This window comes from Paenibacillus sp. FSL H3-0321 (assembly GCF_038002865.1).
Taxonomy (GTDB): domain Bacteria; phylum Bacillota; class Bacilli; order Paenibacillales; family Paenibacillaceae; genus Paenibacillus_AQ.
Genome location: NZ_JBBODH010000001.1, coordinates 353,942 through 369,037 on the forward strand (window position 1 = coordinate 353,942; position 15,096 = coordinate 369,037).

Consider the following 15,096-nt stretch of genomic DNA (forward strand, 5'->3'; position numbering starts at 1 on the left):
GCCGTGCTTTCGTACTTAAGGAGTTAAGGAGGTAAGCGTAATGTGGAAAATCGCAATCATTGATGATGAGCGCCAAGTCCTGAAGGGGATGAAAAAGGCGATTCCCTGGGATGAACTGGGAGCTGAGTGGGTTGGAGAGGCTATGAACGGAGAGGACGGACTGGAGGTAATCCGCCGTACCCTGCCGGACATTGTGATCACTGATCTTTATATGCCCGTGATGAGCGGTCTGGATATGATGGAGCAGCTTAGGAAGGAAGGATTCCAAGGTAAAATCATTATTCTGAGCGGTTATTCAGATTTTGAGCATGCGAGACAGGCTCTAAGGTTTCATGTGACCGACTATGTTTCTAAACCAATTAGTCTGCCGACGTTAAAATCAATTCTAAGCAATGTCGTACAGGAACTTGAGGAAGCGGAAGAGAAGCGAATCAGGCAGTGGGAGATTGAGTTTAAAATGACGATGTATGAGCCTTTTGTTGAACTGGAGTGGGTTCGCTCCGCAGCTGTCGGTACCCTGGGTCATGCATACAGAGACAACACACCTCTTCCCCCGTCATATCTTTTTTGGCAGGAACGCAAGCATGTCACTGTCGGGATCGAGCTGATCCGTGATGAACGAGCCAGATGTCTATCCGTCTCCGATTGGAACCTTTTCCGGTTTGCGGTCAGCAATATTGCTTGTGAAGTAGCGCGTAAGCTGTTCCCGGATCTGGAATACACAGAGCTGCACAGTACCAGAACATTACTGATTATTCATCCGGATGCAGGACAGCTCGAACAGTTAGAAGACAAGCTTGAAGAGCTGGGAATCAGGCTGATTGACAGCATCGGCAGCTATCTCAAGCTGGTTACACGTATAGGAATCGGGGGAGTGAAGGATACATGGACCAAGCTTTCCGACTCGACCGAGGAAGCTTTCCGCGCGATGGATCAAAGAGCATTACGGGTCGCTTCCGCACATGAAGTGTATATGTACCGGGAGAACAGCAGCAGCGAACCGGGAAGTGTCGCCCTTTTTCCGGTCAAGTTCTCGTATAAGCTGGCAACAGCAATGAAGGCATCTCAGGAAGCGGAAGCCCATCAGCTTGTGCTGGAATATATAACTGAAATGAAAAGGCAAGAGGGGATATCACAGGGATACGTACAAATGCTTGGAAGCGAGCTATGGGGAATTATAACCTATTCGTTGTATGAATCCGGCTTTGTACTGGATGAACTGTTCACTAATGACCAGATTGCCAAGGAGATCAGCAGCCTGATCGTACCGGACCAGCTGGCAAGCTGGCTTATAGACAAAATCACCAAGATCTGCAGCAACAGGCAATGGAAAGGAAGCAGCAAGCATCGGCAGGTTGTCGATTTCATGACCAGTTACATTCATGAGCACTATGCGGAAGAGCTGACACTCGCCGAGCTTTCGGATAAGGTATTCATTTCGCGGAACCACTTGTCTATTATTTTTAAAAATATTACTGGAGAAACCTTCAATAACTACCTGACCCGGGTTCGGATCGAGAAAGCTCGGGAGTTGCTCATGGAGCGGAATATGCTGGTGTATGAAGTGGCAGAAAGGGTCGGTTATAAGAACATTCCCTACTTCAGCACATTGTTCAAAAAAATAACCGGTATGAACCCTACAGAACTTATAAAAAGCTAACGCTCCCGAAGGACAGCATCCTCTATACGAGGAATGGAACGGTGCTGGTCCGATGGATACAGGGTGATTCCCATCTTTTATAACGCAAGCCTTCTACTCTGGAAGGCTTGCGTTTTTTTTGGCGAACCTGCCGGGTGATATTCCTACGATCTTGGTAAAACTGCGGATAAAGTTCGCGTAGTCGCTGAAACCGGATTGATAGCATGCTTCGGTAATGCTGAGCCCCTCATAGAGATAGGATTTGGCGAGTGCGATGCGGCGGTCTACGATATACGAACGGAGCGTTAACCCCGTATGTTTTTTGAACTGGCGGCTGATATAAGTGCTATTCAAATGAAAAATGCCGGCAAGCTGTTCAAGTGTGATGTCCTGCGCAAGATGTACTTCAATATAATCCATAGTTTTACGAACTAGCTCCGGCATGATATCGGTAGGAATAAAGCTTGCATTGTGAAAAACAGTATTGGTCAGGACTAATAATTGAGCGATACAGCAATTGGCCTGAATATCTGTTCCATACGCATCAGAAGCTAGTGCTTCCTCCAGATCGCCTGTTAATTGCAAAAATCGCTTCAACTGCGCTTCCTCTAAATGCACAATATTTCCTTTCCCCTTAGGGCGGTAGTCGAAGCACCCGGATAAATGGGTTGCCGGAGTAGAGAGGCGATGCAAATAAGATTTCTGGAGGTTAATCGTAATCCGTTCATATTCAGATTCATCGAGGCTAAAGGAACGGTGCATTTCCTCCGGATTTATTACAAGCAAATCACCAGGTTCCAAATGGTAACAGCTGTTCTCAATGTAAAAGTTGACGTTGCCGCGCAGAAACAAGTACAGCTCGTAGGCTTCGTGTCGGTGATAGAAGGTCCCCAGGTTATAAGTAGTAATCCTGTGCAGGTAGAGGAAATCTTTCTGGATGGGATCATAACGAAGCTCAAAAGGCTCGTTCATCTGCTACCTCCTGATCTATTCGCGCAATAATTATAGCGGAATTTGCAATGATTATTCTCTGAAACTACTTTAAAATGTCATTATCCTAGCACGTTAGGGTGAATATGACAAGCGTTTTTTTGTATACAACAGACTGGAGGGTATTATCATGGAACTTATTATAACTGCAAGAAGCAAATTTCAAGAAGATACCGAATATACCGGATTAGACAGGCACGGACTAAGTTCATCTGTAGAGATAACAGGCGGTAGCGGTAGCGCCAAGCAGCCATTTCAGGCAGTGGTACGGATAAGAAATCTAAGCAGTTCAACGTGGTCAGGAGTCATTCATATGGAGCTGCCGTTTGCAAAAGTAAATCCGCGGTTCTTCCTGCCGGCATTTATGTACGGCCGAAACCGCGGTGAAGCTCCGCAGAATGTTCCGAATGAGTTCCCCAGGTTGAGAGAAGGAAATCCTTCACGTCCTTCTTCTCCTTGGTGGATGGTGCGAAGCGACCGATTGTCACATCCAGCGGCTCTTGTATATGACACGGGCAAAATATATGGACTTTGTGCCAGCCCTTATTTTATAAACAAGAATGGGGTCAAAACCCAGTGGAAACCGGACCTGCCGGGTGAGTTCTACCAGTATGGAGGTTATACGTGCTCGCTTGCCAAAGGAACGGTCGGGTATACGCTTGGTTATGAGAATGCACCGCTTTTATTCATAAAATCTCGTCTGGTCAAGGAACGGGCTCCTCTTGATAAGAATTGCTTTGAACTGGCTGCTGCTGAGTCGGTGGAGTTCACAATGGATTTGTATGAGTACGAAACCGAGTCTGAGCTGGGCATCAATGCTGCGCTGGAAGACATCTATTACCGCTATCATCAGCATCCAAGACAGGGCAGTGATATCCGGACGGCTGCAGCTGACCTGTCAAAGGCTATTTATCAATATGCGTGGTTGCCTGAGGACCGGAGTTATTCCACATTTGTTTATGAAAACAAGGAAACAGGCGGTTACCGCTACAATAAAATAATCTCGATCAGTTGGACAGACGGTTTGTCTGTAGCCACCCCGGTTCTGATAGCCGCGCTTAGGCTTGGGGATGAGTCCATGCGCGAGCAGGCGCTTTCCTGTATCGAGAATATCATCGAGAATTCCTTAAATCCCGCTTCCGGGCTTCCTTATGAGGCATATCAGGATGGGAAATGGAGTATAAGCGGCTGGTGGTTTGACGGGATGCGTACTCCAGGGCATTCTGCCTATCTGTGCGCGCAGGCTATGTATTATATTATGAAGGCGTATGAATTTGAAAAAAGGATTAAAGATTGCCTTCATGAGGACTGGATGATCTTTGTAAGGGAGGTTCTCCTCGTATTGGAGAAAAGCAAAAATTCGGATGAAGAATACCCGACCATTCTATCCGAGAGAACCGGTGCCGGACTTGAATATGATTCCTTCAGCGGAACATGGTGCATGGCGGCTATGGCATACTACAGCTGGCTAACCGGGGACAGAACGCATCTGGATAGCCTGAAGCGCAGCGAAAAACATTATTATGAAACCTATGTGAAACGGATGGAATGTTATGGGGCTCCGCTAGATGCGGATAAGGCAGTAGATTCCGAAGGAATTCTGGCATACATCAAGGCTGTCAGATATCTGCACGCCCTCACTGGCGATGATCTGTATCTCGATCATATGAGGGATTCAATTGATTACGAATTCACCTTTAAATTTGCTTACAACTCACCGGTTAAGGTACCTCCGCTAAGCAAGATCGGCTGGTCTAGCTGCGGGGGAAGCGTTACCTCTGTCGCCAATCCGCATATTCATCCGATGTCCAGTAATATTGTGGATGAGTTGTACTACTTCGTACAGCAGCGAGATGATTCATACGTCCGGCAGCGGATGCTGGATACGGTCGGCTGGGGGTGCCAGACCTACAACCGCTTTGATAAGGAATTCGACCATGGCAAAACGGGCTGGATGTCCGAGAGATTTTGCCATTCTGAAGGGCTGGTAACGGAGAGCTACAGCGACGGTTCTCCGGCAAGTACCTGGTTCTGTTTGATGGCTTGGGCCAGCGGAAGTGTTATAGAAGGCTTGGTCGGCGACTACTGGGAAGCGAACATCAAGTAGCCGTTGGTGATTATAAGTGACACGCGCACAATGAGGATGGAAAGGACCCAAAAGCCATGAAAGCATGGTGGGAAGAAAACGAAGTTCAATTGGAAAAGCAACAACAATATGAAACTGAATTAATAGCCTTTTGCAAGACTCAAAAGGAGCAGGATGTCCTTAAAGTAGATTTTCTTCGACCATTAGACAATCTTTTGCGTAAAAAAAGTGAAAACCGGACAGGGCAGGGGATTATCCCTATCTGGTCCGGTTATTTTTTTCATCCACTTTGTGCTTTTTCAGCAGATTGCGGGCAAGCGAAAGCTACACGGCTAAACGATCAAGGAACTTATAAGCGTCGCTATTAAACTTCCAAACAACACCAAATTTATCAACCAACATTCCGAAGCAGGAAGACCAAGGCATTTCTGATAACGGCATAATAATATAACCTCCCACAGACAAATTGGAAAAGTAATTTTCCAGTGCCTGTTTATCATCAATAACGATACTAATCAGTATATTGTTGCCTTTAACAAACTCGCCTGTTACTTTCTTCATCGAAGGCAGAATATCCGACATCATTATTTGTCCACCAGCGAATTCTAACGATGACTCCATAATCATGTTCAATTCATTTTCTGGCATAGGGTAGTTTGGATCTTGTGGAAAATCCTTGAATTTCACTTTTTTTACTTTACTTGAATTCAGAGCTTCTGAATAAAACTCAATGACCTGCTCTGTATTCCCATCAAAGTTTAAATATGCAATAACTGACATGAAAAAACCTCCTCCTTGTAATACATGAAGTATAAGCTATAATAGGTGACAGCTATTTTGTCACCTATTATAGCTTTGGGATAATTTTTTTCACCTTAAAAGGATTATCAGGGAGGGACAATATGAATAAAATTGAAAGACTAATATCTATTGTAATGATCTTGCTGCAAAAGAATGTTGTTTCCGCAACCGGATTTGCACAATTATTTAACGTGTCCAAAAGAACGATTCTACGTGATATGGAAACTCTCAGTTTGTCTAATATACCTATTTATTCTATAAATGGAGTTAAGGGCGGATACGGGATTATGGATGAATACAAATTAGACAAACGACTTTTAAGCAGTAAAGACTTAGAAAATATCCTAGCCGCATTGGGCGGATTGGGACAAATTCTATTTAGTGACGAAGTTGAGCTAACTCTTAAAAAAATCGAATCAATGATAGGCTCAGCAACCTGGAAAGGTTCAATTCAACTGTCATTTTATGACTGGGACGGTCGTTCTGAAATTCTTCAAATACTAAAGACTTGTCAAGAAGCAATAGTACAAGGAAGATTACTTAGCTTCGACTATGTAGATGGAAGTGGAGGGAAGACGAATAGAATGATCGAGCCATACCAGCTTCATTTTAGTGAAATGAGTTGGTATTTGAAGGGGTTTTGTTTAAATCGAATGGAATATCGGACTTTTAAATTGTCCAGAACGGATAATCTTAATATCGATATCAAAACATTTGTTCCTAGAGATTTTTTGACTGAGCAAAAAGCCGAACAACATTATCAACCGGAATTAATTACAATTAAAGCATTGATCTCGCATAGCATAAAAGATCACTTTATTGAAAGATATGGGCAGAAAAGGATTGGAGTCTATAATTCTGAATTTTTAATAGCCACAATAGCTGTGCCGCAAAACCATATCGGATTCCGGTTTTTAGCTAGTTTTGGATCTGAATTAGAAATCATAGAGCCTCAAACATATGTTGAAGATTTTCGAGAGTTTCTAAGTGCCATGATAAAGAAATATGCCTAAAGAATCCCCATTGCATATCAGCTGGCCGTAGTGCTCAATTATAACTTGGGTGAACAAGACGCGGAGAAATGGTTTTAGGACATGTCGGGGAGAAGACTCGAAGAAGCGATAGCCAACGGCCCTTGGTCTGCCAGAAGATAGTTCGGGGGAGTGAAATCTCTATAAGAACTATAGGAGGAGAAATGAAAAACATCAACCACTTACAAACAAATCCTTCAAGCCGATACAATGACTCTGATCCGGAACAAGATGGAAATAAAAACACAAAATTTGCTGATCTAATAATTGATGGTAGTTCGCTTTATCAAATGCTTAAAAAGTATGATATGGTTCCGTCTCTTGGTTGGGGCAGTGAAGGTTATCAAAGACAAATGATCGATTATTTTTTGCTAAAACAAACACATCCATATTTATACTACAGATATCCAATTCTAGTATGTCCTTGGTGCGGTGATGAAGAGTGTGGTTTTATTTCAGTTTTTATCGAGAGAGAAGGAGATCTTGTTATATGGCAGGACTTCAAACTGGAACCTGACAATAAACGTATCCATATAGGACCTTTTTATTTTAAGTGGGTTGAATACGAAAGTGCAATAAATAATACATACGGAACTGCAGGGGTTCAAAAGGATTCGTGAACGCAAGTACGATAGCTGAAATCAACGAAAACATAAAAAAACCATAGATCAGATATGACCCATGGATTCGTATGTCATTTTTTTTCAAGACCTTATTCAACATCATAGCAAATCAGCAATTATAAGTCTATATTTTTTTTGAGAATTACTTTACCATCTTGTTATAAGATGATGAATGGAGATGGTAAAAATGCTTAAAGAAATATTTGTTAAGAGTGCAATGACTTATGAATATCCCCCGGATGGGGGGACAGTACCGATTATAGACCCGTATGATGGATGTACAATTGGATGTCCCTATTGTTTCCAATTAGAAGATGAGACTTGGAATACTGACTTGAATGTTAAAGTTAATATTTCAGATGTTTTGCAAAAAGAACTTATTCAATGGAACAAAGAAGATACTGTGTACTTGGGTAGTAAGTGTGATCCTTATATGGAGATAGAACGGAAATACCAATTAACAAGAAAATGTTTACTTGAATTAAGTAAGTTAAACTTGAAATGTATGGTTACAACTAAAGCCGGATCAAAACTTATCTTTAGAGATATTGATGTAATAAAACCTATGGGGAACAAATTCACTTTACTTTTAGGATTATCTAACCTGCAACAGTTGAGTGAAATCGATGATTATACTCTTATGAGTAATATACAGACAGCAAATCAGTTACACCGAATGGGAATTACTGTATGGGTATTTATTACTCCGATTTTACCTGGTATTACAGATATAGATTCAATGATTAGCGCAATAGATCAAGACATTCCTGTATTTTTAGATAAGGTTAGATTAAAACGAAACACTAGACCAGCACTAAGGTTGGAAAGTTTCATCGGCAATCATTACCCTCATTTAATTAAGACTTACAAAGATATAATCTATAATAATAAGGATGTTTACTATGAAGATATTAAAGAAAAGTGGGGTAAAACTGAGAGAGTAAAGTTTGTATTCGAGTCAAGTAATTCAACCGACTAAGGGGAGTCTTTATGAGAACGATTGGTTATGTACTAGATCGTGTCTGAAAACTCTTCATTGAGTCAATTTGAAAATGGCAGCTACGTATACAAAAGCCAGGAATGACTTGGCCAACTTGTCGTAACGAGTAGCCACACGGCGAAAGTGTTTGATTTTATTGAAAAAGCACTCCACTAAGTGGCGTTCTTTGTAGCGATACCAATCAACTTTCCATGGGTTTTGACTATTCGTTTTAGGCGGGATGGTGTAGGATGCCTGCTTAGCTGTAATCCAATTCCGAATCGCTTCTGAGCCATAAGCTTTGTCGCCAAGAATATGACTTCCTGTAATATCAAGCTTCTGAAGTAAATCAATCGCTGGAACGGAATCGTAGACTTGACCACCCGTCAGAAGAAAAGCGAGGGGGTTTCCTAATCCATCGACGACGGTATGAAGTTTGGTTGTCTTTCCACCACGACTGACGCCGATGTGCTGATTCACTTCGTGTCCTGGGGCGTTTTTTTAGCACCGGCACTATGTTGATGGGCTTTGACCGATGTAGAATCAATGCTCAAGTTTTCAAAGTCAGGTTCGACCTGAAGAGTTTGGAAGATCGCGACAAGCAGTCCGGTATCTCGCCACTTGCAGAAGCGACTGTAGGTCGTTTTCCATGAACCATAGCGTTCCTCCGGTAGATCGCGCCAGGCAGCACCACTTCGAGCGATCCATAGAAAAGCGTTAAACATGGTTCTTTCACTTAATTTTGACGGACGTCCTGTTTTGTAGGGTGGAAACATGCCCTTAATTTGTTCCCACTGTTCATCGCTTATTTCGTACCGTCTTTGAATCATGCTTGACGCCCCATTCGTTTTCTCAAATCTTACCATGTTTTTTAGTTTTCAGACACATCCTAATAATACTTTTTAATATTTCCCTTTTATCTGCTTGTAATAGTAGCAATGTTAATTCCAGTGACCCTCCTTCTTCCAAATCCGATGTGGTAGCAAACCACACCAATGAGCCACTTTCAGAAGAAGTGAAAGTAGAAGAAAAACCATCGAAGGATATTAATACATTAATACCATCTGGATGGAGATTACTAATTCAAGATGATGAACCTGTTACAACAGAAGGTGATTTAAATAAAGATGGAATTACGGATGTTGCAATGATAATTGAGCAACTACAACCTAATACAGAAGAGGCTCCTGAACGGTCCTTACTAATAGCTTTTGGAACAAATGATTCCTACTTGTTATCAATAATTGCAGACAAAGTCATTTTAAAATCGGATGAAGGAGGCATTTGGGGAGACCCTTTTGAATCTCTTTCAATTGATAGAGGATCTGTTGTCGTTAGTGATTATGGAGGAAGTAACTGGAGATGGTACAACAAATATAGATTTAGATTTCAAGATAATGAATGGTATTTGATCGGGGCGACGATGGGAGAATACTTTTCTGGAAATGCAACTCAAGAAGAAGCAGATGAACAAGATTATAACTTACTAACTGGAGATTATATTAAGAAAACAAATGAAGATGGGAAGATGACGACGGAGCGGGGAAATAGAGGGAAGAAACAATTAATAAAACTCAAAGATTTCAATATTGAGAACATGTAAGTGACAGAATAGATGAATTGCTTATGGCCAAGCTTTTTGGCGGAAGGGAGGATTCGCGTTGAGTGGATTATTCGAAATATCTAATCTGTCCAAATACCATTGGGACACTGGAAATCATGCTTCTAGATATCTGTTCTCACACATCTCTGCTCAACTCCCGGAGCCGGACCGGATTGCCCTCATAGGTGCTTCAGGCCAAGGGAAAAGCACGCTGCTGCGGATTCTGGCGCTGCTGGACTCTCCCGATGAAGGCGATTTGATCGTAGAAGGTGTCTCGTTCAAGGATATAAATCCCCGGCAATGGCGCATGGCAGTAACATATGTAGCGCAGCAAGCGGTAATGCTGCCAGGCAGTGTGGAGGACAATTTACGGCTGGTCAGCCGGCTGCATGGTACTCCTTATGATTCGATTCTTGCCGCACAGCTCATAAAGCAGCTCGGTCTCGATTATCTGGATCTCGGGAAGAAAGCGGCAGACTGCTCAGGCGGAGAGAAGCAGCGGATATCGCTGCTCCGTTCATTGCTGCTCCGTCCCCGGATACTGTTGCTGGATGAAATCACAGCTTCACTGGATATGAACAGTTCACAGAAGGTTGAAGCGCTGCTGTTAAATTGGCATAGGGAGGAAGGCACCTCCTTCGTATGGGTAACGCATGATCTGGAACAGGCCCGCAGAATCAGCAGCAGAACATGGATTTTGAGCCAAAATAGCCTGCAGGATCATAGCAGTGATTGCTTATTTAAGGCACCGGTAGCGGAACTGGCCCGGAAATATATCCAGAGTACGGAAGGGGGAGGGCACTGATGAGCTTGACCGCGCTTAGCTTTACACTGCTGTTTGTCATCGGAACGATGCTGATCTCCATCTGGCAAAAGCTTGGGTTGGAAAAGGACATAGCCATAGGCACGATCCGTTCTGCCGTTCAGCTGCTGGCGGTAGGCTATGTGCTGCAGTTTATTTTTCAGGCGGAGCATATGGCCTTTGTCATTTTAATCATTTTTTTATCATTGGTGTTGCTTCATTTAATGCCGCCAAGCGAGGCAAAGGGCTGCCGGGGCTGGTATGGAGGATTGCGGTGGCTATTTCCGCCTCGGAGCTGATGATGATGGGAATACTGCTCGGATTGAATATTATTGATGCTACACCGCAATATATTATTCCGATCAGTGGAATGACAATCGGAAGTGCTATGGTCGTCTCCGGCCTATTCATTAACCAGTTTAAGCATGAGGTTCAACAGAATAAAGGGGAAATTGAAACACTGCTGTCCCTGGGTGCAACCGCTCAGCAGGCAATGCAGACCGTCAGAGCCAGGGCTGTGAAATTCAGTATGATCCCTACGATTGACGGCATGAAGACTGTAGGGCTTGTACAACTGCCCGGGATGATGACCGGGATGATTATTGCTGGAGCCAATCCGGTCATAGCCGTGCGATATCAGATACTCATCGTCTTCTCTTTCACGTCATCTGCTGCCATTACGAGCATACTGCTTAGCGTACTCATTTACCGGCTGTTCTTCACTGCCGGACTACGTCTGCAGCTGCCGGGGGCCGGCAAATATTAGCTCATGAGCTTAGCGGATATTCACCTTAGAAGGTTGGGAACATCTCTACTCAAGTATCCCGGTATCTACAATTTTAACCTCCACTTTAGGGTGGAATTGCACTTTGCGATAATCCTCAGACCAATTTTTCTCCTTCCAGACATTGTGATGATAAGCAATAAGCTTTCTCCCCACACCAAAGATATCACAGTTAGCCTTTTGGACTTCTTCCACAACCGATTCGGCTTCCTTTGTGAGAATGTCCGAAAGCGCTTGATTTATTTTTTGAAGATCTTTCTCTTTTAGCGAATGCTCTCCGGGAAACTCTTCTACGATGGCTTGAAGTTTTAACTCCAAATTGACAACAACACTTTCGTCGGCAGAAACCGATACCTTGAATTTCCGTTTCACTTTTTTTAAACCTACATTAATGGTAATGTACTCTTGTATATTATCCGGATAGTCCAGAACAATTTTCTTTGTGAATCGCGCATTTTTCCCCTTTTGGCCCTTCAGTAGGACTAGTAATATTGACTGATCCGGGTTCAGCATCCCACTATAATACTGATCATTAAAAAGGGCCAATCCTTTCGTTATAATCTCATTGCCTTCTATTGCTATATATGGAAGTGCAAAGTCCTGCCCAGGATCCTTCAGGAATCGGAACACGGTATCTAACGTTTCTTTTGGGAATACACTCATTTCCTCAAGACTTTCAATCTTTTGTGTAATGAAATCGCCAATCTTTAATTCCCCAACCATTTTTTGTTCAAGAATGTCAGAGGCATTTCCTTCCGCAATAATTACCCTAACGTTGGATGTCGGGTTGGTTGGGTCCCTGAAGTTCACATCCAATTTAGAATACAGGCCTTGCTCTGCCACTGACTTTCCGAGTAATTGAAAACCATTTTTAAGAAATCTTATGTTTCCCCTCACTCGATTACGCATCTCATTGCTGGCACTACGTAGGTTATGTCCATAACTCGTATGAATTTCGTTCGTAGTGGCTTTTTGCTCAATATCAGGTGGAATGATTAATTCCACAGTTTCTTTAATCATTCCATTTTCACTTAGATCAAACCCCACACTGTAGGCCAGATGCAAGTCTTTCAAATATTCCCGGTCCCAGCATCCGGTGAGGCTGAGGGGGAAAAGAATAAGTAGTACCGACAGGGCAACCGTTCCTAATTTCACGCGCCATCTCATGCAAGGCCACTTCCTTTTCTCTTTACAAATAGAGAAATGATTAACATTACCAGCGGGAGCCCACCAATAAAGAGATAGGCAGCATATGTAGAGGCTGTATCCAGTAGATGAATACCAACAGAAGTTACTGGCGCAAGCGCGATCATAAATGTAATGATCTTCACAAACGGAGTGAATTTCCGATGGCTTTTTCGCCTAAATAAAACACTGAGCCCAATGGACGCTGCATAGCAATAGCTTACGATAGAACATACAAGGGTTATGGTCCAGATCGGCAAAAACAAGATATCTGCACGGTCTACAATGAAAAAGCTTAGAGATTTCATTAAGTAAATGACCGGTTCGGGAATCATTTTAATTTGCTCGGAGTTAAAGAACATCAGACAGGTAGAGACCACGAAGAAATAGAACAGGGTCACAAACAAGTTGGAGAGACTGACCGATATCAATTTTTGTTTATCTGTACCTTCAGACAGCGGATAGATGATCAGCATTAATTCGAAACCATACATAGATATGGTTGTTTCCTTTGCTCCTTTTACGATATTCCATAAGCCTTTTTCCAATAGTGGTAACATATTATCCAGATGGGCTTGAGTTAATCCATAGATGATAAATAAAAATAGTGGAATAAAAAGCACGGAAGCCAGCGTATAGAATCTTGCCAATACTGTCAGCTTTTCTCTTGCGAGGTAGATAGTCATGATAGAAAAAAGAGCTAGTACAGCCCATCTTGGCGTAGTTTGCAGCATCCATCTCCGGAGCACCTCAACGGCACTAAGCATAATATTGGAGCCAAGCAGAATAAAGTAACCGATGTACAGAATAATCAATAGACTGCCAATAATCGGGCCTGCAAGCTTTATGCAAATACTGAATAGGTTAAGTCCGGGGAATTTCTTCAGCAGGCCCCACAGAAGAATGATGACAAGTTGGGTAATAAGCCCTGCAACTAAAACAGAAAGTCCACCTCCACCTTTGGCAGTTTCGTTAAGTTTGTTAGGAAGAGACAGAATACCAACACCGATTTGGGCTTGAATAATAAAAAGGAAGAGTTGTCCCCTTGTGATCATTTTTTCTTTTTGAGCCACCGTATCAACTCCTGTAAGTACTATGTAAATTAATGATCATTTATCCGTTTTTGGGTTGCTTGAACTCTTTCGGATGGACCAAATTGGAAAGCGTACGAAGGTATCTTTCAGGCCTTGAAATTTTAACGGACTTAAGGGTCTCAGGTAGGGTTGCCCAAACGATTCTAGCTTGCACAAATGTATGAAAATGAGTGTTAACCCAAATGATATCCCAATATATCCGAATAATGAGGCAGCAATCATCAATGGAAACCGCATAAACCGGATAGCAGAGCTCATTTCGTTGGAAGGGATAAGAAAAGAAGCAATGGCAGTCAACGCTACAACAATGATCATCGAATAAGAAACCAATCCCGCCTTAACAATTGCATCCCCGATGACCAACCCCCCAACAATCCCAATAGTTTGACCTACACGGCTGGGCAGACGAAGCCCTGCTTCCCGCAGCAGTTCGAATATAAGTTCAAGCAGCATCGCTTCAATCAGCGGAGGAAAAGGGACCCGGGTCAATAAACCTTGAATCGAAAAGAACAATTGCAAGGGAAGGACATTGGAGTGGAAAGAAACGGTGGCAATGTAGAGCGCTGGCAACTGAAATGCTGTTACAAAGCCGATCAGACGGATAAACCTTACAAAAGAAGCGATCATCCATCGATTGTTATAGTCATCGGGTGTCTGATAAAAGCTGAAGAAGCTCGCCGGCAATATCAGAGCTGTGGGGTCCCCATCCAGCAGTATGGCGACATATCCGTCCAGCAAATAAGCTGAGGTATGATCCGGACGTTCCGTATTGATTAGTTGCGGAAATATGGAGAAGGAGTTATCCTCCGTTAATTCCTGAATAAAGCCAGTGGAGATTATCCAATCGAGCGAAATTTTCTTTATTCTTGATTCTACAATCTTTATCAATTCAGGGTTGGCGATATTCTCCATATAGACTAAGCCTACCTGTTTGGGGGCGAATTTCCCAAGTGTGAAGTAGCGGACAATAAGGTTTGGGGAGGCTATTTGTTTTCGAATCAGGTATACGTTAACCTTCATCTCTTCAATAAAACCGTTATGAGGTCCGCGTATAACCCCTTCATTCTCAGGTTCGCTAATGCTTCGTTCGTATTTGGCAGGAGTGTTGAGGACATAGAATTCAGACATTCCTTCTAAAAAATAAACACAGCTTCCTTCAAGAAGTCCCTGAATACCTTGGTTAAGTTCTGTTTCCAAACTGAAACTAAGTGCTGTGAAAAGCTCAGAGAGGTCTTTGTCCTGATTACGGCTAAAAGGAACAATCACGTTTCGTTCAATCAATTCCGTGTCAGTGAGGGACTCCAGATAAAAGACCATTCCTTCCCTTCCCTGAAAGGATAAGCTTCTTTTTTTGAGGTCACTTGTATAGAATAGTGCTGCTTCGATATAATCAGAATTTTGATCTACCGAAGGAAATGAGGTCTGAGTTTGGTTAGTCATTATAAGGCGCTCAACTTTCGATTAGTTTTGCTGTTAACG

14 protein-coding genes and 1 pseudogene are annotated in these 15,096 nt (G+C 42.8%); 9 read left to right on the forward strand and 6 right to left on the reverse strand.

Annotated features, from left to right (window positions below):
• The first annotated feature begins 40 nt into the window (after positions 1-40).
• Complete coding sequence (locus MHI45_RS01450; protein WP_076110890.1) at positions 41-1,660, forward strand: response regulator transcription factor; 1,620 nt, start codon at positions 41-43, stop codon at positions 1,658-1,660.
• A 93-nt stretch (positions 1,661-1,753) separates the two neighbouring features.
• On the opposite strand, the gene MHI45_RS01455 is transcribed toward MHI45_RS01450, so the two are convergent.
• A complete protein-coding gene (locus MHI45_RS01455; protein WP_076110889.1) occupies positions 1,754-2,611 on the reverse strand; it encodes a helix-turn-helix domain-containing protein in 858 nt (285 codons plus the stop codon).
• Between the two features lie 148 nt (positions 2,612-2,759).
• Between MHI45_RS01455 and MHI45_RS01460 the strand changes: the two genes are divergently transcribed.
• Complete coding sequence (locus MHI45_RS01460; protein ID WP_076110888.1) at positions 2,760-4,736, forward strand: hypothetical protein; 1,977 nt, start codon at positions 2,760-2,762, stop codon at positions 4,734-4,736.
• A gap of 56 nt (positions 4,737-4,792) precedes the next feature.
• Positions 4,793-5,083 carry a hypothetical protein gene (locus tag MHI45_RS01465; RefSeq protein ID WP_144024324.1) on the forward strand — a complete coding sequence of 97 codons (291 nt, stop codon included), beginning with the start codon at positions 4,793-4,795 and terminating at the stop codon, positions 5,081-5,083.
• On the opposite strand, the gene MHI45_RS01470 is transcribed toward MHI45_RS01465, so the two are convergent.
• On the reverse strand, positions 5,040-5,495 hold the full coding sequence (locus MHI45_RS01470) for a VOC family protein (protein ID WP_076110887.1): 456 nt from the start codon (positions 5,493-5,495) through the stop codon (positions 5,040-5,042). The two genes, MHI45_RS01465 and MHI45_RS01470, sit on opposite strands and share 44 nt — an antisense overlap.
• Positions 5,496-5,617: 122 nt before the next feature.
• Here MHI45_RS01470 and MHI45_RS01475 point away from each other — a divergent pair, with 122 nt between their 5' ends.
• From MHI45_RS01475 to MHI45_RS01485, 3 genes are all read left to right on the forward strand, one after another.
• On the forward strand, positions 5,618-6,529 hold the full coding sequence (locus tag MHI45_RS01475; RefSeq protein WP_076110886.1) for a helix-turn-helix transcriptional regulator: 912 nt from the start codon (positions 5,618-5,620) through the stop codon (positions 6,527-6,529).
• 182 nt (positions 6,530-6,711) lie between these two features.
• The gene (locus tag MHI45_RS01480) at positions 6,712-7,167 is read left to right on the forward strand and encodes an oxidoreductase (RefSeq protein WP_076110885.1); all 456 of its coding nucleotides are present in this window, start codon (positions 6,712-6,714) and stop codon (positions 7,165-7,167) included.
• A gap of 190 nt (positions 7,168-7,357) precedes the next feature.
• Positions 7,358-8,149, forward strand: a complete 792-nt coding sequence (locus MHI45_RS01485) for an SPL family radical SAM protein (protein ID WP_076110884.1) — start codon at positions 7,358-7,360, stop codon at positions 8,147-8,149.
• A 54-nt stretch (positions 8,150-8,203) separates the two neighbouring features.
• Here MHI45_RS01485 and MHI45_RS01490 read toward each other — a convergent pair.
• Positions 8,204-8,979, reverse strand: a protein-coding gene (locus MHI45_RS01490) for an IS5 family transposase (RefSeq protein WP_341118863.1) whose coding sequence is annotated in 2 segments (ribosomal slippage) — positions 8,204-8,652 and positions 8,652-8,979 — 777 coding nt in all. Because the reading frame shifts where the segments join, the coding sequence is not laid out codon by codon here.
• 185 nt (positions 8,980-9,164) lie between these two features.
• On the opposite strand from MHI45_RS01490, the gene MHI45_RS01495 reads away from it, so the two are divergent.
• The 3 genes and pseudogenes from MHI45_RS01495 to MHI45_RS01505 all read left to right on the forward strand — a co-directional run bounded on the left by MHI45_RS01495 (position 9,165) and on the right by MHI45_RS01505 (position 11,320).
• Positions 9,165-9,752 (forward strand): hypothetical protein, encoded by a 588-nt coding sequence (locus MHI45_RS01495; protein WP_341118864.1) that lies wholly within the window; start codon positions 9,165-9,167, stop codon positions 9,750-9,752.
• A gap of 58 nt (positions 9,753-9,810) precedes the next feature.
• Positions 9,811-10,557, forward strand: coding sequence for an ABC transporter ATP-binding protein (locus tag MHI45_RS01500; protein WP_083675644.1), 747 nt, complete (start codon positions 9,811-9,813; stop codon positions 10,555-10,557).
• Positions 10,557-11,320: pseudogene (locus MHI45_RS01505) on the forward strand (ABC transporter permease). The gene MHI45_RS01500 and the pseudogene MHI45_RS01505 overlap by 1 nt, the downstream one beginning before the upstream one ends.
• A gap of 45 nt (positions 11,321-11,365) precedes the next feature.
• Here MHI45_RS01505 and MHI45_RS01510 read toward each other — a convergent pair.
• The 3 genes from MHI45_RS01510 to MHI45_RS01520 are packed head-to-tail and all read right to left on the reverse strand — an operon-like array spanning position 11,366 to position 15,057.
• Entirely contained in the window at positions 11,366-12,505 is a 1,140-nt protein-coding gene (locus MHI45_RS01510; protein WP_076110882.1) for a Ger(x)C family spore germination protein, read from the reverse strand.
• Positions 12,502-13,596, reverse strand: a complete 1,095-nt coding sequence (locus MHI45_RS01515) for a GerAB/ArcD/ProY family transporter (protein ID WP_083675643.1) — start codon at positions 13,594-13,596, stop codon at positions 12,502-12,504. The genes MHI45_RS01510 and MHI45_RS01515 overlap by 4 nt, the downstream gene beginning before the upstream one ends.
• Before the next feature lie 36 nt (positions 13,597-13,632).
• On the reverse strand, positions 13,633-15,057 hold the full coding sequence (locus MHI45_RS01520; RefSeq protein ID WP_076110881.1) for a spore germination protein: 1,425 nt from the start codon (positions 15,055-15,057) through the stop codon (positions 13,633-13,635).
• Between the last annotated feature and the right edge of the window lie 39 nt (positions 15,058-15,096).